General features: G+C 34.5%; 21 protein-coding genes and 1 pseudogene. 6 read left to right on the plus strand and 16 right to left on the minus strand.

Going from position 1 to position 24,410, the window contains the following annotated elements; genetic code table 11:
- Window positions 1-26: 26 nt before the first annotated feature.
- Window positions 27-125, plus strand: a complete 99-nt coding sequence (locus ACIQ2D_RS20620; protein ID WP_402867216.1) for an IS3 family transposase — start codon at window positions 27-29, stop codon at window positions 123-125.
- 1 nt (window position 126) lies between these two features.
- Entirely contained in the window at window positions 127-576 is a 450-nt protein-coding gene (locus tag ACIQ2D_RS20625) for a hypothetical protein (RefSeq protein ID WP_402867182.1), read from the plus strand.
- Window positions 577-1,490: 914 nt separating this feature from the next.
- On the opposite strand, the gene ACIQ2D_RS20630 is transcribed toward ACIQ2D_RS20625, so the two are convergent.
- The 3 genes from ACIQ2D_RS20630 to pyc all read right to left on the minus strand — a co-directional run bounded on the left by ACIQ2D_RS20630 (window position 1,491) and on the right by pyc (window position 6,068).
- Window positions 1,491-1,823: an antibiotic biosynthesis monooxygenase family protein gene (locus ACIQ2D_RS20630; protein ID WP_402867183.1), complete on the minus strand. Its 333-nt coding sequence runs from the start codon at window positions 1,821-1,823 to the stop codon at window positions 1,491-1,493.
- A 43-nt stretch (window positions 1,824-1,866) separates the two neighbouring features.
- Complete coding sequence (locus ACIQ2D_RS20635; RefSeq protein WP_402867184.1) at window positions 1,867-2,211, minus strand: hypothetical protein; 345 nt, start codon at window positions 2,209-2,211, stop codon at window positions 1,867-1,869.
- A 497-nt stretch (window positions 2,212-2,708) separates the two neighbouring features.
- Window positions 2,709-6,068: a pyruvate carboxylase gene (pyc, locus tag ACIQ2D_RS20640; protein WP_402867185.1), complete on the minus strand. Its 3,360-nt coding sequence runs from the start codon at window positions 6,066-6,068 to the stop codon at window positions 2,709-2,711.
- Window positions 6,069-6,101: 33 nt separating this feature from the next.
- Between pyc and ACIQ2D_RS20645 the strand changes: the two are divergent.
- Window positions 6,102-6,239: pseudogene (locus ACIQ2D_RS20645) on the plus strand (helix-turn-helix domain-containing protein); the annotation flags it as partial.
- Window positions 6,240-6,278: 39 nt separating this feature from the next.
- Window positions 6,279-6,899, plus strand: a complete 621-nt coding sequence (locus tag ACIQ2D_RS20650; RefSeq protein WP_402867186.1) for an IclR family transcriptional regulator — start codon at window positions 6,279-6,281, stop codon at window positions 6,897-6,899.
- Between the two features lie 282 nt (window positions 6,900-7,181).
- Here ACIQ2D_RS20650 and ACIQ2D_RS20655 read toward each other — a convergent pair whose 3' ends face one another.
- The 8 genes from ACIQ2D_RS20655 to ACIQ2D_RS20690 all read right to left on the minus strand — a co-directional run bounded on the left by ACIQ2D_RS20655 (window position 7,182) and on the right by ACIQ2D_RS20690 (window position 13,790).
- Window positions 7,182-7,823: a GntR family transcriptional regulator gene (locus tag ACIQ2D_RS20655; RefSeq protein ID WP_402867187.1), complete on the minus strand. Its 642-nt coding sequence runs from the start codon at window positions 7,821-7,823 to the stop codon at window positions 7,182-7,184.
- 126 nt (window positions 7,824-7,949) lie between these two features.
- Window positions 7,950-9,227, minus strand: a complete 1,278-nt coding sequence (locus ACIQ2D_RS20660) for a TRAP transporter large permease (protein WP_402867188.1) — start codon at window positions 9,225-9,227, stop codon at window positions 7,950-7,952.
- A 1-nt stretch (window position 9,228) separates the two neighbouring features.
- Complete coding sequence (locus tag ACIQ2D_RS20665; RefSeq protein WP_402867189.1) at window positions 9,229-9,738, minus strand: TRAP transporter small permease; 510 nt, start codon at window positions 9,736-9,738, stop codon at window positions 9,229-9,231.
- A 118-nt stretch (window positions 9,739-9,856) separates the two neighbouring features.
- The gene (locus tag ACIQ2D_RS20670; protein WP_402867190.1) at window positions 9,857-10,885 is read right to left on the minus strand and encodes a TRAP transporter substrate-binding protein; all 1,029 of its coding nucleotides are present in this window, start codon (window positions 10,883-10,885) and stop codon (window positions 9,857-9,859) included.
- A gap of 71 nt (window positions 10,886-10,956) precedes the next feature.
- The gene (locus ACIQ2D_RS20675; RefSeq protein WP_402867191.1) at window positions 10,957-11,337 is read right to left on the minus strand and encodes a RidA family protein; all 381 of its coding nucleotides are present in this window, start codon (window positions 11,335-11,337) and stop codon (window positions 10,957-10,959) included.
- A 12-nt stretch (window positions 11,338-11,349) separates the two neighbouring features.
- On the minus strand, window positions 11,350-12,057 hold the full coding sequence (locus ACIQ2D_RS20680; RefSeq protein WP_402867192.1) for a 4-carboxy-4-hydroxy-2-oxoadipate aldolase/oxaloacetate decarboxylase: 708 nt from the start codon (window positions 12,055-12,057) through the stop codon (window positions 11,350-11,352).
- Window positions 12,057-12,788 (minus strand): PIG-L deacetylase family protein, encoded by a 732-nt coding sequence (locus ACIQ2D_RS20685; RefSeq protein WP_402867193.1) that lies wholly within the window; start codon window positions 12,786-12,788, stop codon window positions 12,057-12,059. The genes ACIQ2D_RS20680 and ACIQ2D_RS20685 overlap by 1 nt, the downstream gene beginning before the upstream one ends.
- A gap of 30 nt (window positions 12,789-12,818) precedes the next feature.
- A complete protein-coding gene (locus ACIQ2D_RS20690) occupies window positions 12,819-13,790 on the minus strand; it encodes a VOC family protein (protein WP_402867194.1) in 972 nt (323 codons plus the stop codon).
- Window positions 13,791-14,086: 296 nt separating this feature from the next.
- Here ACIQ2D_RS20690 and ACIQ2D_RS20695 point away from each other — a divergent pair, with 296 nt between their 5' ends.
- Both ACIQ2D_RS20695 and ACIQ2D_RS20700 read left to right on the plus strand, forming a co-directional pair.
- Window positions 14,087-15,223, plus strand: coding sequence for an MFS transporter (locus ACIQ2D_RS20695; protein WP_402867195.1), 1,137 nt, complete (start codon window positions 14,087-14,089; stop codon window positions 15,221-15,223).
- Between the two features lie 330 nt (window positions 15,224-15,553).
- Window positions 15,554-17,056: a subtype B tannase gene (locus ACIQ2D_RS20700; RefSeq protein WP_402867196.1), complete on the plus strand. Its 1,503-nt coding sequence runs from the start codon at window positions 15,554-15,556 to the stop codon at window positions 17,054-17,056.
- A gap of 310 nt (window positions 17,057-17,366) precedes the next feature.
- On the opposite strand, the gene ACIQ2D_RS20705 is transcribed toward ACIQ2D_RS20700, so the two are convergent.
- The 5 genes from ACIQ2D_RS20705 to ACIQ2D_RS20725 all read right to left on the minus strand — a co-directional run bounded on the left by ACIQ2D_RS20705 (window position 17,367) and on the right by ACIQ2D_RS20725 (window position 24,309).
- Window positions 17,367-18,494, minus strand: a complete 1,128-nt coding sequence (locus tag ACIQ2D_RS20705) for an alpha/beta hydrolase fold domain-containing protein (RefSeq protein WP_402867197.1) — start codon at window positions 18,492-18,494, stop codon at window positions 17,367-17,369.
- A gap of 459 nt (window positions 18,495-18,953) precedes the next feature.
- Window positions 18,954-20,327 carry an FAD-dependent oxidoreductase gene (locus ACIQ2D_RS20710; RefSeq protein WP_402867198.1) on the minus strand — a complete coding sequence of 458 codons (1,374 nt, stop codon included), beginning with the start codon at window positions 20,325-20,327 and terminating at the stop codon, window positions 18,954-18,956.
- A gap of 182 nt (window positions 20,328-20,509) precedes the next feature.
- Window positions 20,510-21,946: an NADP-dependent glyceraldehyde-3-phosphate dehydrogenase gene (locus ACIQ2D_RS20715; protein ID WP_402867199.1), complete on the minus strand. Its 1,437-nt coding sequence runs from the start codon at window positions 21,944-21,946 to the stop codon at window positions 20,510-20,512.
- 122 nt (window positions 21,947-22,068) lie between these two features.
- On the minus strand, window positions 22,069-22,704 hold the full coding sequence (locus ACIQ2D_RS20720; RefSeq protein ID WP_402867200.1) for a cysteine hydrolase family protein: 636 nt from the start codon (window positions 22,702-22,704) through the stop codon (window positions 22,069-22,071).
- A gap of 1,029 nt (window positions 22,705-23,733) precedes the next feature.
- Complete coding sequence (locus tag ACIQ2D_RS20725; RefSeq protein WP_402867201.1) at window positions 23,734-24,309, minus strand: TetR/AcrR family transcriptional regulator; 576 nt, start codon at window positions 24,307-24,309, stop codon at window positions 23,734-23,736.
- Between the last annotated feature and the right edge of the window lie 101 nt (window positions 24,310-24,410).

Below are 24,410 nucleotides of genomic sequence, written 5' to 3' on the forward strand. Positions count from 1 at the left end.
GCACGACAAATGCGCATATGATTCAAATCGTCGAAGACTACATTACCTATTATAACAATATCCGTATTCAAACAAAATTAAACAGCCAGTCTCCGATAAAATACCGTAAACTGGCTGTACAATAAGGTGTTTTCTTATTGTCTCAAAAAAGACAGGCAGTGCCATTTCCTAGCGGAGTTAGATGATGCAACGAAAGAAAAAGCTCAGGCTATTTTAGATCAAGAAAAAGCTGGCACAATTACTCGGGAGGAAGCTCAAACTCAATTAGCTGCACTTGGAGTTGAACTTCCGACAAAGGGCAATGGTGGTCATCATAGCGATTTCCTAGCGGAGTTAGATGATGCAACAAAAGAAAAAGCTCAGGCTATTTTAGATCAAGAAAAAACTGGTACAATCTCTCGGAAGGAAGCTCAAACTCAATTAGCTACACTTGGTGTAGAACTTCCGACGAAAGAGGACGCTCGTGATTTCTTAGCTGACCTAGATGCTGATACAAAAGAATCAGCACAGAGCTTTATCGAAGATGCAGAAGCACAATTAGCTGAATTAGGCGTAGCTAAATTACCTATAAAATAAAAGGATTTAAATGAAATAAGACCTAATGTAATTCGCAAATAGCTAGTTATATATCAATCAAACTCTATTACAAATTAGCTCCTCACAAAGTAGAAATTTCTACTTTTGTAAGGGGCTTTTTTTGATTAGAATACGATACCAAAGTCAAGGGGAAGGATATTTTTTAAAAGTTAAGAAAGTATATGTTTTTAGTGATGTCTAGGCATTTGCGCCGAACGCTTGAGGTCTAGGGCTGCTCCCTCTGGAGAAAACATGTAGTTGAATTAGGGGTGCTTTTTTTAAAAACAAGGTACTTCAAATATCTTGTTTTAACAATGTTCTGTGCTTTATAAATTACATCTTAAATTGTTTAACTTTTTATAAAGTTATCCAAATTTACAAAGATGGTCGCTTTTTGGCCGTCCAAAGGCTTATTTTATTCTTTTATAAATTTCATTAAGTCCACCCTGTATGGAGTGGTCTAAATTTTTTAAAAAACATTAATTTATAGTAATCCCTCTAGATTTTATTACAAATTTACTAGTCCCCGTCCAAGTAATAGCTATCATGTAAGGTCCGCTTCTTAATACAAAATTCCCCTTTTGCGCTCACGTCTTTAATAACAGAGATCTCGGTGTACCTAAGGTTAATAAAAGAATCTAAAACCCATCTTCCAATGTACTAGGAATTTAGATTTAAAAGTATGCTAGGCATTTCTCCAAGAATAACAGTTTTTTATTCCGATACCCCCCCTTTTATAGCCTTGATAACAGTAGAAAATGGATGCTATTGGTTATAAAATATAGAAACTTCAACAACAAAAAAAGAATTAACTCTTTCAAAGAGTTAACTCGTTTTTACGTTTTAGGGTGTTCGCTTTAAGATTGTATTTTTCTAAAATTAAAGCAATTTTTTCAGCTAACTTTCTGCGGTAACTATTCTACAACCGAATAACTACCATGCTCCATAGAAATTACATAATCAGGCTTTTGTGGTTTCCCGCCTTGCTCTTTAATTTTATTTTTATGCCCTGCGATATGCTCAGGGCTCTTTTCCCATGCTTTCCATGCCTCTTCTGATTCCCAACGAATAATCATCATTACTTCTTCTTCACCACGACGAACATTTTTCTTTAGTAATTCACGGCTAATAAAACCTTCTCTTTGCTCAATTAAAGAGGGACCTTGATTTGGCTTCTTCTTAAAACGTTCAATAATTTCATGAGCATTTCCTTCTGTTACTGTCCATTTACGAATTTGTACAAACATTTTCAATCCTCCATTTAAAGACAAACTTTATACTCTCTTTTTATTAATTAGTTTCTGTTTCATTTGACTCCTCATTACTAATAATTTCCTCCTCCGTTCCTTCTACTTCAAATAGTTCAAATAAATTAGCAAACTCATCCATAAGGGCTTCTATTGCCTTTAATTCACCTACTAAAATTGGATTTATCGATTGTAATTCAGGGGTTTCTAAATGTTTCTTTAATGTGATAGACTTCGTATTCATCATTTCATAAAAAGCAAGCGCTCTTCCTCTTCGAAATGTTTTCGCACCATTTCTTTTTTCTACATTCTCTCCTCTTCGACGGCCACCACGATGGTTTTCATAGCGATGCCCATGTCTTCCTCGATGATCTAAATCACTTCTCATATTAGTCCTCCTTTTGTATACATTTGTATACCTTCGTATACATTATCATTGTATACAAATGTATACATCTTGTCAATGGAGTAATTGAAAATTTGAAGAATAAAGCTTCTAGAACTTCTTACTTCAAACCATCTAATATATTTTAGAATAATATATTAAATAAAATTAATGGAATTTTCTAAAAATTAAAGTAACAAAGTTTTGTTGGATTTTTAAAACATTAAAGAGCCAAATCTTAATTTGATTTGACTCATTTATAGTGTTATAAAGACACACCTTATTATTGCATTCAAAATAGAGAAATAATTATAATAGTATCGATTCATTTGGTTAAAATGAAACTCTGATCCAATTAATTCATGAGAGAAAAATCTTGGTCTTATGCAATTATTGTTAGAACAACAATATATAAATTCTCGATTGTTCTTTTTACTTTTTTAGATTACAGATATCAATATATATTTAATTTCGCAATGAATTAATCTAGATTAATCGTTTTATTCAATCTCAATTAATAAGTCTCCAGTTGAAATAGAATCTCCTGCTGACACATGTATTTCTTTTACGATTCCTTCTGTTGGAGCTTGAATTGTTGTTTCCATTTTCATTGCTTCTGTAATTAATAGATGGTCTCCTCGTTTTACCGTTGATCCTTTACTAACAACGACTTGCAGCACAGTACCTGGCATTGTAGCACCTATTTGGTTGGCATTTGTGTAATCTACCTTCTGACGAACGTTACCTGTAACTTCTAAATTCATATCTTGTACGACAATTTGACGTTCTTGACCGTTCATTTCGAAATACATAACACGTGTACCATCGTATTGCGGTTCACCAATTGCAATTAATTTAATAATTAATGTTTTTCCTATTTCAATTTCTACGGCGATTTCTTCACCCAGTTTTAGACCATAAAGGAATGTAGGTGTATCCAGCACCGAAATATCTCCAAATTGTTTTTCCATGGCTGCGTATTCTTCGTATACTTTTGGATACATCGCATAGCATAATACGTCTTGATGAGTAACAGGACGCCCGACTTTTTTTTCTAATATATCTTCTAATTCTCGGAAATCGATTGGCTCTAATAACTCACTTGGACGCACTAAAATAGCTTCACGATCTTTTAAAATCACCTTTTGAAGTTCATCTGGGAATCCGCCATATGGTTGTCCTAAATAGCCTTGGAATAACTCTATCACTGAATCTGGGAAGTCTAATATTTTCCCTCGTTCAAACACAGATTCTTCATCTAATTCATTTTGCACCATAAATAATGCCATATCGCCAACTACTTTTGAAGAAGGTGTTACTTTAATAATATCGCCAAACATCAAGTTCACCCGAGCATACATTTCTTTCACTTCTTCCCAACGATCTCCAAGCCCAACAGCCTTTGCTTGTTGCTGAAGGTTTGAATATTGTCCACCGGGCATCTCATGTACATACACTTCTGAATGCGGACTAACCATCCCACTTTCAAAGTCCCCATAGTATTTTCGAACATCTTCCCAATAATACGACAATTCTTCTAGTGACTCGATGTTTGCTTTGATTTCCCGACCACTGCCTTTTAAAGCATAGAATAACGAGTTCGAAGACGGTTGCGATGTTAGGCCAGCCATTGAACCCAATGCTGTATCGACGATATCAATGCCTGCTTGGATTGCTTTTGCATACGTCATTAAGCCGTTACCACTCGTATCATACGTGTGTAAATGAATTGGTAAGTCCGTTGTTTCTTTTAATTCCGATATTAAACGATACGCTGCCTCTGGCTTTAACAGACCTGCCATATCCTTAATTGCAATAATATGTGCACCCACTTGTTGTAGTTCCTTCGCCATATTTTTATAGTATTGTACTGTGTACTTCGCACATGTATCATCTAAAATATCTCCTGTATAGCAGATTGCAGCTTCGGCAATTTTCTCGGATTGACGTACTTCATCAATTGCAACTTCCATTGCTTTTACCCAGTTTAATGAATCAAAAATACGGAACACATCAATCCCTTTTTCTGCTGATTCTTTAATGAATTCCCGGATTAAGTTATCTGGGAAATTTGAGTAACCTACTGCGTTAGAACCTCGGAATAACATTTGAAATAAAACGTTTGGGATTTTTGCACGTAACTGCTCTAAACGTTTCCATGGATCTTCTTTTAGAAAACGGTATGCTACGTCAAACGTTGCTCCCCCCCACATTTCTAATGAGAAATAGTTATGCATCAGTTCTGCAGTTTCATATGCAATATCTAGCATATCTTTCGTACGCACACGTGTGGCCAATAGTGATTGGTGAGCATCACGGAATGTCGTATCTGTTAGTAATACTTTTTCTTGTGATTTAATCCATCTTATAAGTCCTTCTGGCCCTTGTTCATCCAAAATTTGTTTTGAACCTTTTGGGACCACTGTCACAATATCTATTTTTGGTTTTCTAGGTTTTACAAATACTGGTTTTGTCCTATATTCCATACCGGGGAAGCCATTTAATGTCACGTTTCCGATGTACTTTAACAACTTATTTCCACGGTTACGTCGCACTGAGAAATTAAATAATTCAGGGGTTGAATCTAGAAAACTTGTATCAAAATCACCTGAAATGAATTTATCATGTTGTACAACGTTTTCAAGGAAAGGAATGTTTGTTTTCACACCACGAATACGGAATTCACGTAAATTACGATACATTTTAGCCGATGCTTCTTTGAATGTCATTCCCCAGGTCGATACTTTTACAAGTAATGAATCATAATATGGTGTGACAACGGCGCCTTGAAAACCATTCCCTGCATCTAGACGTACCCCAAAACCTCCACTTGAACGATATACTTGTAATTTACCTGTATCCGGCATGAAACCATTTGCTGGATCTTCAGTTGTAACGCGCGATTGGATAGCAAATCCAAATAATGGGATGTCTTTTTGTGCAGGAATGCCAGTTTCTTCACTATGTAGTGCATACCCAGATGCGATTTTAATTTGTGCATGAACGATATCAATCCCTGTTACCATTTCAGTAATTGTATGTTCTACTTGAATACGTGGGTTCACTTCAATGAAATAGAATTTATCGTTAGCAACTAGAAACTCCACTGTGCCAGCATTTTTATAATGTACATTTTTCATTAATTTTACCGCTGCGTTACAAATCCGACCACGTAATTCTTTTGAGATCGAGTTTGACGGGGCTATTTCTACAACTTTTTGGTGACGACGTTGAATGGAACAGTCTCGCTCATATAAGTGCACGACATTGCCCTCTGCATCTCCTAAAATTTGTACTTCGATATGTTTAGGGTTAGTGATACATTTTTCAACATAAACTTCATCTGAACCAAATGCTGCTTTTGCTTCAGATTTTGCACGTTCATACGCAGATTTCACTTCTTCCTTCTTTTCTACCATACGCATTCCACGGCCGCCACCGCCTAGTGATGCTTTAATCATTAGTGGGTATCCGTATTGGTCTCCAAAATTTAAGACCTCATCTAGCGAATTGACAGGCCCTTCTGTACCTGGAATAACAGGGATATCGGCTGCAATTGCTTGCTTACGAGCCTTTACTTTATCGCCAAACATATCTAAATGCCTCGATGTTGGTCCAATAAAAACGATTCCTTCTTCCTCACACCGTCGTGCAAAGTCTACATTTTCAGAAAGGAAGCCATAACCTGGGTGAATTGCGTCAACTTGCGCCTCTTTTGCAATACGAATAATATCTTCTATATCTAAATATGCTTCAATTGGCTTTTTACTATCCCCTACTAAGTATGCCTCATCTGCTTTATAGCGATGAAATGCACCACTATCTTCACGTGAATAGATTGCTACAGTTTTTAGAAGCATCTCTGAACATGCACGGAAAATACAATTCAATCCATCGAAAGAGCAGCAGATGTTTTAGAGTTATTTTTAAAATCAGGAAATGAATTAAGCGTCAAAGAAATAAGTGACAGTTTAAAGATTTCAAAAAGTACAGTACACGGTATTATTAAAACATTAGAATTCCGAAATTATTTAAAGCAAAACCTAGAAAACTCAAAATATGCCCTAGGAATGAAATTATTTGAACTCGGAAATGTTGTAAGTAAACAGTTAGATATACGTGAAATTGCTCAACAACACATTCAAAAATTAGTTGATATACTAAACGAGACTGTCCATTTAGCCATTTATGAACACGGTGAAGCAATATATGTAGAAAAAGTTGAAGTGCCACATGCTATTCAAATTTCTTCACAGGTTGGTAAAATTGCACCTATGTATTGCACAGGCGTTGGGAAATCTATTTTGGCATATTTGGATGATCTAGAAATCGAAAAAATTCTAACAACAAATGATTTAAAAAAATTCACCGAGAATACAAAAGTTAATAAAGATGAAATTAAACAGGAGTTAAAACAGATTCGTAAACAACTCTATTGTATTGATGATGAAGAAATTGAAATTGGTCTACAATGTATTGCTGCACCAATTTTCAATAACAAAGGTGAAGTTATCGCTGGTATTAGTTGTTCTGCACCTAAAATGAGAATAACTGATGAAAAATTGCCTATGATGATTGAAAATGTACGGAAATGCGCCTTACATATTTCACAGAATTCAGGATTGAAAGTTGAATTATTGGAAAAATATACTGATAAAGAAATTTATAGTATGTATGTTACTGGTATTTAAAACTCTTCCTACTGTATGAAATTAGGATAGAATGGTTTTCAGACAACACGTTATTCTGTAATCATTATCCAAAGAATAATTAGTTGTCCTTACTTGACAGAGATTACCTATATGCAAAAAACAAGACTTTATGGAAAAGACCTGCAAGTGTGTCGGCAAAAGGGATCAATAAGTTAACTTTTGATCCCTTTTGTCTTTTATTATCCTTTATATAGTCCAAACATGATATTTACTCTCTAATTTAAATACAAAGTATTTATCATGACGTATTAAACAAATTTATTACATTAAAAACGAATAATTATTTTCGATTGTACTTCGGACATTTGCTACGTGTTCTTTCAATTGCTTCTCTATTTTTTCAGGGTTTCTTTCTCGTAAAGCCTCCAAAATATTGGCATGCTCCATTAAAGAATCATTATTACGTCCTGGAACTAAAATGGTTTTAATTTGAAGTCGTTTTAGCTGTTGCTTAATAATTTTCACAATATCCACCGCTTGCTCGTTTTCTGAAGCATTATAAATAATTTCATGGAATTGTAGGTTACATTCTGAATAACCATCAAAATTATTTTTCCTTAAATAATCTTTCATATTTTCTAGTATTTGCTCTAATTGTTCAATATCTTCATCTTTAATGTTACTTGCAGCACTTGAACCTATTAGCCCTTCTAAAACTTCACGTATTTTTAAATAGTTCACAATCTCACGCAGATTAAACGATTTAATCGTTGCCCCTTTGTTTTTCTCAAGCATCACTAAATTTTCTTGTTCAAGTTTTAACAATGCTTTTTTTACTGTATTGCGACTAACACCTATTTCAAGTGCTAAATCATTTTCAATTAATTTTTGTGAAGGATGATATGTACCCTCTAATATTCTGACTTTTATAAACTCATAGGCTATTTCTGTAGGTCGTTTCAAATAAATGCCCCCTTACCAATTAAGTATTTTAATTTAATATACAACAATATTGTAAAACAATACACTTATGAAATTTGAAAATTTACGAAAATGCCCTTCTATTTAAAGAAGGACATCTCAAACATGCTACCTATCTAAAAAATTGGGTAACCAAGTAGTCAATGAAGGAATGTATGTCACTAATATTAATACTAAGATTGAAACTAATATAAATGGAAAAATCGCTCTAATTAGTTTCTCCATTTTTACTTCTCCAACACTTGAGGCTATAAATAAGCCTGCACCTACTGGTGGCGTTAATAATCCGATTGTAGCATTTAAGCAAATCATTACGCCGAATTGAACTGGATCTATACCAAAACTATGGACTAATGGCATAAAGATTGGAATTAATATAATCATTACCGCTAATTCATCTAAAAAAACACCTGTGACTAATAAGAATACATTGGCTAGTAATAAGAACACAAATGGATTAGACGAAATGCCACCCATTACTTCTACTAAAGTTTGTGGAATCCGTTCAAAAGCTAAAATCCATCCAAACAAAGTCGCCATTGACATTAATAAAGTAACTACTGCAGTTGAAATCGTTGCATTTACAAGAATTTTAGGAAACTCTTTAAAATTTAATTCTCGATAGAAAAATAGACCCACTACAATAGCCACAAAACAAGCTACTCCAGCTGATTCAGTAGCTGTAAATATACCGCCTACTGTACCAACAATGATTGTTAATGGGACAAGAAGTGCAGGTATAATTTTTAAAAATGCGTATCCCACTTCTTTAAGTGGTGCTTTTTCTGAACTTGGATAGTTTGCCTTCATACCTAAAATCATTATAAGGACAATAAATGAACCAGCTAATAAAATCCCTGGAATTATACCTGCCATAAACATATCATTTACAGATACACTTGCACCTACCGCATAAATAATGAATAACATACTAGGTGGAATAATTGGCCCTAAAAGTGCTGCTGAAGCTGTAGTTGCTGCTGCGAACTCACGCTTATATCCTGCACGTTCCATTTCAGGAATCATAATCTTACTCATCATTGCTGTTTGGGCTGTTGCAGAACCGATAATGGAGGCTAAAAACATGTTAGCGATTACATTTACATATGCTAACCCCCCTCGGAAATGCCCAACAGCCTTTTTTGCAAAATCGATAAGACGCACTGTAATACCTGATGCATTCATTAATTCCCCGGCAAGCATAAACAAAGGTATTGCTAATAAACTAAAGCTCTGAACACCGGAAAATAATTGCTGGGAAATATTATTTGATAAAAGGTATTGTTTTGTAGTGAAAATATAAATAAGGCTTATGATTCCTAAAATTAACGCTATCGGAACACGAATTAAAAGTAAAACTATGAACATTAGAAGCGTAAGTATCATTTTATTCGCCTCCCTCAACATGCACTTTAGTACCCTCAAATTTAAAAGACTGTACTAGATGATTTACTGCATGGATTGTTAAACAAAATAAACCAAATGGTATTGATAAATACGGTAAAAACATTGATATTTTTAATCCAGGTGAAATTTGTGTTAATACTGCAGGATTAGAAATCCACTTAACAGCCATATATGTAACAATTGTTGAAAACACAGTAACAAATGTATAACCAACAATTAAAAAAATACGCTGCCATAGTACATTTACTTTTTCAAATACTAAATCTAATGAAGCTGCTTTTCCATTCTTCACACTCATACTCCCACCGACAAACGTAAGCCAAATAAGCATATAAATTGCTAATTCATCTGTCCAAGTTAATGGACTATTTATGAAATAACGGAACACAACCCCCAACACGATACTCACTAAGATCACACTCATCAACAAGATTGCTATTAGTTTTTCTAGTTTGAAAAGCGCATCACTCAGTATATTTAATACTTTCATGAGATTTCTCCTTCCCCAAATACTTGATAATTTTAAAAATTTAGGCGATAGGTGTGACAATTCCTATCGCCTTCATATAATGTCTAATCTTTGTTAAAAAATTTGATTCATAAAGTTATTATTGATTTGCTTCAATAAATGCTTTAATTACTTCATTTGAAGAGTATTGATCATAGACTTTTTGACTAGCTTCTTTAAACTCTGAGTAATTAGATAATTCAGTAACTTTAACACCTAAATCTTTTAACTCATTTAATAAATTTTCATTTTTACTTATACTTTCTGCAATACCCCATTTAATCACTTCATTCCACGTATCAGCTATAAGCTTTTGATCTTCTTCATTTAAGCCATCAATTAGTGTTTTACTTGCAATGACAACTTCGGGGAAAATGATATGACCAGTTAATGTTAAGTTTTCAACTGCCTCATAAAACTTCTGCGATAAGGCTGCATCTAAATCTGTATCAACTGCATCTATTACCCCTGTTGATAGAGATGTATAAACTTCTGGTAATGGCATAGATGCGGGACTTGCATTAATTGCTTTATAATATGATTCAAAAACTGGGCTTCCTGGAATTCGAATTTTTAAACCTTTTAAATCTTCAACACTATTAATCTCTTTTTTAGCGAAAATATGACGTTGACCAGCAAAGAATACGCCATAACCAATCATATTTTTCTGCTCTAAATCCGTCATCATTTGTTTCGCTTCAGCCGAATCTACTGCTTTTTCAGCCGCTTTTATATCTTCAAATAAGTATGGCATAAACCATCCATTTAACGACTCTGAAATACTACTCATTGTACCGTTACTTAAAATCGCAAACTCCAAAGTACCTGATTGTACTTGTTGAGCCATATCTGCTTCTTTACCAAGCTGGTTACTTGGGTAGAGGTCAACTTTCATACGGCCATCAGAAGCTTTTTCTAATTCCTCTGCAAATTTTTCCGCTACCTTAAACTTAATATGCGATTCTGCTGCTTCATGTCCTAATTTGAATGTATATGATTTTGCAGCTTCTGCGTTATCTCCTGTTGTCCCGTTATCTGTTGAGCCATTCCCTTTTGTAGTATCCTCACCACATGCAACTAAAATAACTGCTAGTGATGTAAGCGTTAACAATAATAACCACTTTCTCATAAAGCCACCCCTTTTATTTGGTTAAATTCCTTCAAATAAATCGTCAATCGTGATCCATACAATAACAGCTATTATAGTACCGCCGTCATTTCAACCTGCACACGTAACCCCTTTTTTAAGCTTTTCTCCGTTGTATGTCTTGCTGGTCGATTTTCAGGATTTGGGAACATTTTTAGCCATTCTTTATTGACATTTCCCTTATACTTACGGTCTACCATATTTACACTTAGATGAGCAATATTATCGGTTGAACCACCCGCTGCCTTCATAATTTCTTCTATATAATAGAACAAATTAAAAATTTCTTGATCTACATCTTCAGGTATTTCGCCTGTTATAGGATCCGATCCGATAATCGCTGAAGTATATACCATATTGCCAACCTTTACAGCTGTAGGTATTGGATTTTCATGCTCAGACCCTTGAATATGAATTACTTCTCGTTTGATCATACAAATTCTCCTTTACTTCTTTGCCTTAAGAAATGTTTCTTCATCATCGAAATACACGACACCTTCCTGCTCTAAAACTGGACGTAAATTATAGAAATCTAAGCTAATTTGGCCACTTTCAATTTTTGCTTTTGTTCCTTCTTCTTTTTGAAGTCGTGCTTTAGAATATGCCAACGTCGATTGTAAATCTTCTCGTTTAACAACTACAACGCCGTCATCATCAGCAACAATTAAATCTCCAGCGTCTACAGAGATACCACCACAAGTTGTTGGTGCATTAACCCACCCGCCTTTTACTTTATTAGTCCCTTGAGATAAAACTTCCCTTGTCCAAATAGGGAATCCTAAGTCTCGAATTTGACGAACATCGCGAATACCCGAATCAATAATGACCCCTTGCACACCCTTTTTAATTAATGCACTAACGATTAATTCACCAATCATTCCTGCAATACAAGTACCTTGTGTAGTAATGACAACAATATCACCAGGTTTACATACTTCGATAGCGGCATGGATCATTAGATTATCGCCGGCTTGGCAAGTAACTGTTACAGCTGGACCAACGATCATTGAATTCGGTAAAATTGGTTTTAAACCTGCGTCCATTATATTTTGTCTACCTTGAGCCTCATATATCGTTGATACATCGAGTTGACGATAATCATTTATTAATGCTTCACTAGGTCGAGCAAAGTTTTTAATTACGTACTTTTCCATTAAACAAACTCGCCCCCTACATAAGGGAAGAATCTACTAAATGCCTCTGCTTGTTTATACGAGTTATTTCCAGAACAACGACGAGCATGGTTTCCACGAAGCTCTGCTTTATAGCCATAATAATTGATTAAATGTTGCTGCGCTTTAAAGCATTCCATCGCCGCTTTCTTTTGCTCATACACTTCGGATATATCTAAAATAACATCCGGCTTGAACTCAGAAATTTCTGATTGATGTGGCTCAAATCCAAAAATCTTGGCCTGTTTTACAGTTGCTGTGCCTTCAAGACGAACACCATTGGACGTTGATAGTACAGCTGCATCAAAAACAAACTTTGAAACAGCTTCATGGTCTGGATTAAATGCATCTCGTGGACCATGTGTAATGATAATGTCTGGCTTAACCTCACGAATTTTGCTTACTAATTGTTTCATTCGTTCCCCATTAAATTCCATATGATAGTCTTCATAGTCCCAAATTTCCACATTCTTTACGCCCAAGCATTTTGTGGCTGCGTCAATTTCTGATTGGCGGTGTAACTTAACGTTTTCTAGCGTTTGACCGTCAATATTCCATAAATCATTTGACTCTCCTCTAGCACCGTAACTTAATATTACTAAATGAACATTTGCACCATGTTTAACATATTTCGCAATGGCACCACCTCCACGCCAGACGAAATCTGCTGCATGTGCACTTACTACTAATACATTTGTGTTTGAATCAATCATGTTAATTCCTCCTATATAATTGTTGAATGTTTATTCTGCTGTTACTTTTGCAATTGGTGTGCCATACGTATGGAAGCTCTCAATGGTTTTGTTTCCCCAAGCTTGACCTCTTTTACGTTCTTCTTCTGTCCAAGTAATCGGTTCGAAATCCGGATCAAGTACTAAATACCCACCTGAACAAATCTCAATTCGATTACCACCAGGCTCATAGACATAGACAAAATATGTTTGATTAATCGCATGCTTACTTGGTGCAAATTCGATAAATACATTTTGATCTACAAATAAGTTCGCCGCGCGCCAAATACTTTCATTTGTTTCAACTGATAGCGCTAAATGATGGAATCTACCTGTAGATCCAGTAGCATCTTTCGTATAAACAAGTTCATAAGATTTGTTATTTGAACGGTACCAAACACCCGCTCGTGTACCATCATTTAAACGAATTTGTTCTGTTAGACGCATTCCTAATACATTTTCAGCAAAATCCCCATCTAATTCTGGGTTGGATGATAAAAAATTAATATGATCTAAATTTTTTACAGCCGCACCACGACCGGTAAATTTTTGTGGCTGATTTTTTAAAGTTGGACGTAAATTCTCTGGTGCTACATACTTTTCTGTTTCAAAATACAACTCCATTAAATGACCGTCTAATCCTACATATTGATAAGCTTTTCCGTGACCAAAATCCCCATCAATCCATGTTCCTCTAATGCCAGCATCTTCAATCGCTTTGACACGGCGTTCCAATGCTTGCGGACTCTTCACACGAAAAGCAGTATGTCCTACCCCCGGCTCATCAGATTGTTTGAGAATAATAGAGTATTGTTCATAGTCTCCCCAACAACGTAAATACGCTTTATTTTCTGTTTTTTTAACAATTTCTAGCCCTAAACTTTCATAAAAAAATAGAACACTTTCTTCAAGCTTCGGCGTTAGCAATTCAACGTGTGCAATGTGTGTAATATCATCGATTACTTCTTTAAATTTTCCTCCCATAAAAACCCTCCCACCTTATTGTTGAACAATTTTATAAAACAATTATATTTCACAATTTTCTAATAAGTCAACAATATATTTGAAAAATATTTCAAATTATCCTTTATTAACACTTTATAATTAAATTTTCATTTGAAGTTTAGATAATTATTAAAACAAGACTTTTAACTATGGAAGCAAGCTTTTAGAAGAAACACACAACGTTAGCAATCTAAATTATTCACATGACATTGACACTAACAGGTAAAAACCATACCATAATATTGTTCAACAAAATTGTTAATGTAGGTGAAAGAATGTATTTACATATTATTGTTTTTTTATCACTTCTTTATCAAATTAGTTTAAAAGGAAATACGATTTTAGTAACACTTTATGCTTTACATTTAAATGCGAACGCTACATTATTAGGCATTATTATTGCTACAGGGTCACTTTTTCCAATGCTAATCGCCTCTTTAGTTGGGCGTTTAGTTGATAGAATTCAACTTAAATTTCTATTAGTTACAGGTATGTTTGGGACAGGTGTATCCTTAATGATCCCTTATTTTTCCCCTGGAAACCTATATAGTTTAATAGGCGTACAATTATCTTTCGGGTTATTCCAAATTATAACAATAGTGAGCTTTCAAAATTTAATTGGCAGTATTAGTTCAGATACTGATCGTACAAAAAATTATAGTGCCTATACATTATCTGTTTCGATAGCAAATTTTATCGGACCTATAGTAGCGGGGTTCACAATTGAATGTATTAGTTATGAAACAGCTTATTTATTGTTGGGCATATGTGCGATGATGCCAGTCCTTTATTTTCTGTTCATGAAGGATTATCCTGATATCATTCAACTAAAGGATCGAAACGAATCAAAAAGTTTTAAAAGTTTGCTATTGGATTCTAAATTACAAAAAGTTTTCTTAACAAGTGGGGTTATTTTAACAGGTGTAGGGTTATTCGAATTTTACTTCCCAATTTACACAGAATCACTTGGTTTCTCTGCATCTACTATTGGATTTTTAGTCAGCATGAACGCTGTAGCCTTTATCATTTCTAGACTTATGATGGCAAAACTACAGAGAAAGTACACAGCCGAACAAATTATGGGTGCGTGTTTAATAATTGGTGCTGTCGCATATTTCTTTATTCCATTTATGAAAACTGCGCCTTTACTCGCCATAACTGTATTCGTCTTAGGTTTAGGACTTGGCTGTTGCCAACCATTATCTATTGTTATGGCATACAATCATTCTCCAGTAGGACAAAGTGGTGAAGTATTAGGTATTCGTTTAACCGTAAATAAAGCTGTACAATTTATTGTTCCCATTATTTTCGGTAGCGTTAGCTTCTTAGGATTTTTTCTTATTTTTTGGTTTAATACTGCGCTGCTTTCATTTGGTGGAAAATCATTATTTAAAAGAGATGGTAAGAAGTAAATTCATACCATTTCAGCGTATCGATAAGAGACATTAAGAAGTTCAAATCTTAATGTCTTTTTGTCATACAAATTTTTGAGCAAATCTTCTCTATCCACTCCAGCTTATTTTCTAAAAAAAGTTGGAATTATTAACCAAATTAATTATTGACTGAATTTACAGAAAATTATATAATCACTTATAGAAGTTCAATATTGTTCAACTATTTCACTCTACTATATTGAACTTCAATAATTATTAAAATATTTTTTTAAGGAGTTGATTTAAACATTGATTTCTCTTTATTTACTAGAAAGTTTTAATAACTAACATACTTAAGGAGGGCAATAAATGAAAAGAATTTGGAAGAATAGAGCAAAAAATATTATTATGGGTATAACTGCTGTTACTACTTTAGTTATTTTTTCAATGAACAGCCATGCAGAAACGGCAAAATTGGATAATCAAAAGGAGCAAGAAGAAGTGTATAGCCTTCAATTTAATGAAAATAATTACACGTTACAAACACTATCAAAAGGGGATCATGTTGTTAAATACCGTGCCTATGAAAATATTGTGTATGTTTCGAACCCTGTCGATGTTGATTACCAAATTATGAATTTTTATGTACCTGAAGCCTATTATGAAGGGAAAAATATCGCTAACTACTCCATTCAGACAGCACCAATTTTCTTTCCAAATCAAATTGGTGGGTATAATCCTGCGAAACCTGCCACTATAGAGAATGAGTCTGTTTACTTAGCGCTCGCTCAAGGGTATGTCGTAGCTGCCCCTGGTGCAAGAGGGCGTACAACAAAAAATGGAGAGGGCATAAATACTGGAAAGGCCCCTGCTGCTATAGTAGATTTGAAAGCAGCCGTTCGCTACCTCCGTCATAACGACGAAATAATGCCTGGTAATGCAGAAAAAATTATTGCTAATGGAACAAGCGCAGGTGGTGCACTAACTGCCTTACTTGGTGCAACTGGTAATAATAAAGATTACGAGCCTTATTTAAGTAACCTTGGAGCTGCAAATGAATATGATGACATTTTTGCCGTTTCTAGCTATTGTCCAATCACCAATTTGGATAATGCAGATATTGCTTATGAATGGTTGTTTAATGGCGTAAATTCTTATAAATGGAGAGAGAATGGCACATTAACAGAGGATCAAATAAAAATTTCTCAAGAATTAAAGACTATGTTTCCTAGTTACCTTAATAGTCTTGAACTTAAAGTTCCACAAAATATTCATTCAGAAATTTTAAAGGAATATACAGCATTACTTCTCGATGTAAATGGCAACGGTACATTTAAAGAATACATTAAATATCTTTTACTCTCCTCAGCTCAAAGAGCCTTCGATAAAGGCGAGGATCTTTCTTCTTTAACTTGGATTACAATTAAAGATAAAAAAATTACAGACATAGATTTAAATAAATTTGTCAACTATGCAACTAGAATGAAAACCCCTCCAGCATTTGACTCATTAGATGCAAAAAGCTTTGAAAATAATTTATTTGGAACGGAGACAATCGACAATCAACATTTTACAAACTTTAGTAAAAATAATAGCACCGTTGAAGGGTCTCTAGCAGAAGCATTACCTATAAAGATGATGAATCCCATGAACTATATAGAAGCTAAAGGAACAACAATTTCTCAGCATTGGCGAATTCGTCACGGTTCTATCGATAGGGACACTTCATTGGCAATTCCAGTAATGCTTGCTACAAAACTAGCAAACAATCAGTATAACGTTGATTTTGCAATTCCTTGGAATATAGGGCATGAAGGTAATTATGATTTAGAAGAATTGTTCCAATGGATTAACGAAATAAGTGCAAATTAAAAAAAGAGAGGGCCACAATCTTATTCGCCTCTCTTCATTATTCTGGATTACAGTTCGTCATATTTGACGTATATATAATTTACACTGTACAAAACCTACGTTAATTCAGTACATCGGTTAATATTCGTATATTAACATAGAATACGTTACCCTAAATTAGATAGAAAAACTAAAAAGGGAAAAAAACAGTGCTAAATGAAGATAACGAAGTATTCGACTAATACATAGTCGAATACTTCGCACTTTAAAACGATATAGTATATTTCAAGGTTTACTTACATGAAGGTTTAAATATCCATTCATATTTTCATTATTTCAAAACACCATCAAAGAAGTTAAAGACTTTTTTTAGGTTATCATCAGTATCAAACTGTTCTCCACCGTGCTTTGCTCCCTCTAGCAGGGTTAACGTTACCTTATTCTCCCCTATTACTTTCTGTAGTTTTTCTGCAAAATCAATAGATTGTTGAGTTGGGACATTTGCATCCTCAGTACCATGTTCAATAAAGAAGTAAGGATCATTTTCAGAAATATAATTTGCAGGATTTGCTTTTTGTGCTAACTCTTCATTTTCTGCAACATTTCCACCAATGTATTTACTTTCTGCTGAACTATCTGAATTTGTTGTTCCCATCATAGGCGTTATTCCAGACGCTTCAAATTGCTCATCCATTTTTGTAAATTCAAGCGGACCGAACCAGTCTACAACGGCTTGTACTTCGGAAGTATAGTCAAGGTTTTCAGTGTTATCTCCATTTAAAAAGTCGTTATCAACATCGCCACTTGTACCTGCTAAAGCGGCTAAGTTTCCTCCAGCGCTATCGCCCCAAACAGCGATTTTATCTGGATCTAAGTTATATTTCTCTGCATTCGCTTTAATATATCGAATTGCTGCTTTTACATCACTGATGGCTGCAGGGAAAACAGCTTCACCCGATAGTCTGTAATCCACAGATACAACAGCATACCCGTGTTCAACACCTTTTATCGTCGAAGTAAGATCACCGCCTGTTTTATTCCCTAGCATAAATCCACCACCATGTAACGCTATAATAACTGGGAAAGGAGCCTCTCCTTCATTTGGTAAATAAATATCCAACTTTTGTGTATCCGATTGGCTGTCATAGGCTACATCTATATACTTTATTTTTATGTTTGAAGTATCAATGCTTCCTCCCCCAAAGCCACCTCCTCCAGAACCACCAGGTAGTTCACCTTTTGGACCTGTTTCTACAGGGTGTGTTGATTCACTTGATTGAGCTGAATTGCTAATAGATGTTGTTGTATCCTCTGAACTATTTGCTGAACATCCGGCAAATAAAGTAGTCGCTAAGGACATAGATAATAATGGATAGGCTACATTTATTCGTACAAATTTAATAGGGGGTAAGGGGCAATCATTGCAACGAAGAAGAGCTTGATATGGAGAGGTGGGCATGATAGCCTCGTTTGACGAAGCAAGCCCTATTTAGCTGGCTTCTTGGAGCAACGAATCATGCCCATAGAGGCTCCATGTCAAGCAACTTGTGCGCCCCTTATGCTTTAAGAGAGCCATCTAACCACCTTAAAAAAGTTGTCCAAATCTGTTGCCATTCCAAAAATATTTAAAATTCTTATCGTATAAACGATTTGTCTTTCTTGAATTTTCTACAACCAGCTTATTAAACTATCTGCCCCATTTCTTTACAATCCTTATAGTGATATGAACATAAATAGCCAATAAAAAAATCATCTCACCTCTAAGAAATCTATAGAGGTGAGATGATTTTAATCAAACTTTATAATAAATTATTTTTTTTAAAAGGCTACAGGATAACTTAGTTGTACAAGACTTTGATTTATTTCCATTTATGATGATCGCCGAACCGTGGATTCAACGATTCGGCTCCCTGCTGTGTTACTTTATTTGAGAGAACAAATCATTTAAAGCTTCGCTCATTGTTGGATGTGTAAAGATGTGATCTCTTAGGAAAGTATAATCTTGTCCTGATTTCATTGCAAAGTCAACGATATTAATCATTTCAGCAGAATCTGGACTGAATAAAGTACATCCGAGAATTTGATTTGTATCTGCATCTACAACAGCTTTCATTAATCCTTCTGTTTTATTCATTAAACGTGCTTTTGGTACAGCAGCTACTGGTAATTTTGCTACTTTAATGTTGAATCCTTTAGCGATAGCTTCTTCTTCACTTAATCCAGTTCTTGATAATGGTGGAGTAATGAAGACACTATAAGGAATACCTTGTCGATCTTGAACTGTTCGTTGATTTTTTCCAAATAACTCATCTTTAATAATGCGATAATCATCTAAGGAAATATAGGTGAATTGTAATCCACCTTTTACATCACCGATTGCCCAAATATGAGGTACACTTGTATGCAGTTTAGCGTCTACCTTAATTGCGCCTCTTTCATCTAATTCCACACCTGCATTTTCTAAATGTAATCCTTCCGTATTCGGCTTTCTTCCGGTAGCAAGTAAGATACCATCTACTGGTAATTCAAGAACATCGCCGTTCATTTCATACAAAATGATTGCTTCCTTTTCACCGTCTTTAATTTCTTGTACATTTGCACTTAGGTTAATCGTGATGCCTTTTTTCTCTAATGTTTCTTTAACGGAATTGGCAATTTCACGATCTTCTCGAGCGATAAATTGATTTGCGCCTTCTAAAATAGTGACTTGTGAGCCGAATTCACAATACATAGAAGCAAATTCTAACCCGATGTAACCACCACCAATAATAGCTAATCGTTTTGGAAGTTGTTTAAGCTCCATAATAGATGTGCTTGTATAAATATGTTTACTATCTTGTATTCCTTTAATAGGTGGAGTAATGTTTTCGGCACCAGTATTGATAAATATTTTGTCCGCAGTTAGTGTAATAGTTTCTGTATCCATCACAACTTTCACATCATTTTTTGTAAGGAAAGATGCTTCACCAGTATATATTGTTATATTTTCTAAGTTATTAAGGTTGTCATAATTTTTTTGACGAAGGAATGAAATGGTTGCATCTTTCTTATTAATAGCATTTTGATAAAATTGTTCTTTCGCTTCAAAATTCGCAAGTTCGTTTGTCACGTTACTATTTGCTTGATGAACTAATGCTTTTGTTGGTATACAGCCAATATTGATACAAGTACCACCGTACATGCTGCTTGATCGTTCAACCACTGCTACTTTCCAATCTCTGTTAGCTAATTCAACGGCTAATGTTTTTCCGCCTTTACCGAAACCTATAATAATTGCATCATACTTTTTCATGAAGTTCCCTCCTGATGTTTGTTTATAATTAAATTTCCCTTATATATTAATTATCCCAAAGTATTTTTTTAAAACCACATGCTATGCGTGTGTGAAAATGAAACTTCTAGAGTTGCAATATGAGCGTTCGCCAATAACTTCGTTTGTATATTGTGAGCCTAAATCTGTGTGTAAATGAAATTTTATTCATTAATATTTAGAACAGTTATTTTTTCACGAGTCATTGATTCTATACTACGGCGAATTCCTTGAGCGCCCATACCAGAACCTTTAGTACCGATAAATGGGAAGTGGTCTGGTCCCCGCTCCGGTCTGCCATTGATTTGTACAGAACCAGCTTCTATTCGTGCTGCTATCGAGAATGCTTTATCTACATTTTTTGTGAAAATACTTGCTTGTAAACCAAATTCTGATTCATTAGCTACACTGATTGCTTCATCATCTGATTGAACACGGATGATAGGTAATACTGGACCAAATGGTTCTTCCCATGCAATTTTCATTTCAGATGTAACATTATCCAATAATGTTGGGTAAATAAGGTTACCTTCGCGTTTATTACCAATTACTAATGTTGCTCCTTTTTCTAGTGCATCATCAATTAGCCCCTGTACATACTCAGCAGAATTATCATCGATTAATGGAACAATTTGATTATTCTCTACTGGTGAGCCTACAGTTAATGCTTCGATTTCTTGTTTCAATAAAGTGACTAATTCATCAGCAACACTTTCTTTGACAAGAACACGTTTAATCGCTGTACAACGTTGACCAGAGTATGAATATGCCCCTGAAGTAATCTGCTTCGAAGTCAATTTCATGTCAGCATCTTCAAGAACGATAGCTGGATCTTTCCCACCAAGTTCCATCACGAGTGGTACCATACCTGCCCTTTTCGAAATATGCATCCCTGTATTTGTTCCACCTGTAAAAGAAATCATATTAATTCCTGGGTGTTCAATTAGATAATCACCAATAACTGAACCACGCCCCGTTACAAGGTTAAGAACGCCTTTTGGTAAGCCTGCTCTATGAAGCGCTTCAACCATTTTCACACCACTAATAGCACCTTGAGTAGCTGGTTTGAAAATAACTGCATTGCCACTTATCAAAGCAGGAGCAATTTTAGCAACAGATAAATTCACTGGATAGTTAAATGGAGATATGGCCAGTACAATCCCAATTGGAACTCGATGACTGATTGCAATTTTCGAACGATTTCCTCCTGGGAAACTTTCTCCCAACATGCTTTCTCCTTGCATATGTGTTGCCTCTTCTATTGTGTAGCGAATAAAATCAACCGTTCGTTCCACTTCTTTTACTGCATCAGAATAAGGTTTTCCTACTTCCTCCATAATGGTTTTGGCGATATCCAGTTTCATTGCAAGTAATTCATCAATCCATCTATATAAGTATTCACCACGATTTCTTACTGTTAAATTTGCCCATTCCTTTTGTGCTATTTTTGCAACGTCGATTGCTTCATCTACTTCTTGACGAGAAATAGCTTGAACTCGTCCCACTTCTTGACTCATATACGGAGAGAAAATATCAATAGTTTCTCCTGATTCACTTTCTTTCCATTCTCCATTTACATAAAACTTATAGTTTTTACTCATGATATAAATCCCCAATCAATAATTTTTTTCAATTACTTAGTAATTCGATAATTGGAACTCGCTTTAAATGAAGCTACCTCTCTAAAAGGATGTTTTTCACATATCAGCATTAAGTATTCCAATTAAGCGTTCAATTTCTCAATGGTTTCTTTAGTTGTCCAAACACCACTTGAAATGTATCCAAAGTTAACCAAACCTGCATTATATGCATCTTTACCAGGTGCAGCTGTTGCATCACTTACGATATACACTTCAAAACCTTGCTCAACTAATTCGCGCATATGTGAGTCCACACATAGATTTGCATTCATTCCTCCAACTATAACTGTATTAATTCCACGTTTACGAAGTTGTAATACTAAATCATTCGATTCTGGTCCAAAAATTTTATGAGGACTGGTAATTATTGTCTTACCATCTTCAAGATATGGTTTAAATGATTTGTAAAAATCAGCTCCAGATGCAGATTCAATAGGTTCTTGTGGACCTTTACTATTAAACATTTTGTTTTCTTGCATCATTGTTTCCCCAGCACCTTTAATGCTCCAATTTTTGTCATGTGGATAGTAATAATGGGGCGAAACAAATACTTGATAGTCTTTTTCTTTCGCTGCTTTTAATAGTAATTCAATGTTGTGAATTGTATCATTTTCAGCAAGAATATCTTTTGTTAACGGATATCCAGCTCCCGTTGGATGTAAGAATTCATTTTGTGGATCTGTCAATAAAATACCTGTTGTTTGTGGATTAATGTTCATTTTTTATTTCTCCTATGCTGAATCGTATATTTTGAAAATACTTATTTAATATTTTTTCTATTTGTTTAATAATCTAAAGTAATAATTATTCTCTACTTTCGATGTATTAACTACCATCCTTCGCTCTATTTAGATATCCGAATCATTTTTTATCTCTAATGAATATCCTCCATTAAAAACTGTACCGAATGGTAGGTACAGTCATAATATTAACATCACAAACAGAAAAACGACAAGAGAATCGACTCAAGTAGTTCTAAAGTTGTGTTTTAATTTAATATATCGGTTTTACTCATTGAACTGAAACTCCCGAAAACATAAACAATTATCGGTGTTGGTTATATTGGTTTTACAGTACACAAGTATTTTCCATCTTTTCAGTAGTAGGTAATGATGATAGTAAGAGACAAGTATTTTTGCCTAATTAAAAAGATATAACAGGAATTACGAAAAGGTGAAATCTGATCCACAAGTCGATTATTCCTTTGGAGCTGACTTTTACAAATCCTTAAAACCATATTTTGAAGTTGGTAAAACTGTTGTTACAAATCCACATAAGACTTTTAATCCAGAATCAAATGATTGTGTATTGCAACTTCGAAAATACGGGATTAGAAAGTATTTACACGTATGTAATCAAATATTTTTGGTGAATTTTATATACGAAAGATAAAGAGCGAGGATTAGAGGTTGTCATTTATGCATAATGATGATGCCCCGGATACGGATATTGCATTCTTTCAAGCGATGCTTATATTACAAAAGAGACCGTTGAGAAATGGAACGCTTAGTCTTAATTCGGTCTCTGTCTCTATCTAACTTATTAAATAATTGAACGTAGTTTCATCTCAATGATAGTAATATATGGTGTTGAGCCTAATTCACTTGAAGTATTACAATGTCGAATTGCTAAATGTGAAAACGTATTGATTTTATTAATAAAAAACGACCTTCTTTTTATGAGAAGGTCGTTTTTTGGTAGTTAAATAATAAATTAGACATTCAAGTCTAGAAAAAAATGATACTCAACTAAATAAGGTTAAACTGCTTACGAATACAGTCAAATACATTATTTAACAGGACATTATTTTGTTGGTTTTTCATTAACAAAATACCGCCTTGAATCATCGCCATCATTGTTTGAGCGCTTTTTTTTGTGTCGATTGTTATCTCTAGCTGATTATTTTTTTTCATTTCGTTTAAAACTTCTTCTACGGATTCAAACCAGCGATCAAAAAAACCTGCAATTCTGACACGAAACTCTTCATCATGTTCGCTCATTTCAATGGCTAAGTTACCAATGGGACAACCTAGTTTTCTTTCCATTTCAGTATGTGATGTCATAAACCAATCAAGCATATTGTTTAATTTTGATACTGGTTCTTCTGATGTTTGAAGAATATCCAAAATTAGCTTGTTATCCAATTCTTGGACTAGATCTTCAACAACAGCTAGTCCAAGATCATGTTTCGAAGAGAAATAATGATAAAATTGTCCCTTTCCAATTTTAGCAGCATGAAGAACATCACTTATTGAAGTAGCCTGATACCCTTTTGAATGAATAACATCTCTAACAATCGAGATAATTTCTTGTTTTTTTGTCATTTCTACACTCCTTCATCGTTAAGAGCGTAACGATATTATTATACAATCCTCTCGGATATTGCCTTTATCATGCCTACTCTGTTTTCATGATTCACAGTAAC

The organism is Lysinibacillus sp. NPDC097287, assembly GCF_044761695.1.
In the GTDB taxonomy this organism is placed as follows: domain Bacteria; phylum Bacillota; class Bacilli; order Bacillales_A; family Planococcaceae; genus Lysinibacillus.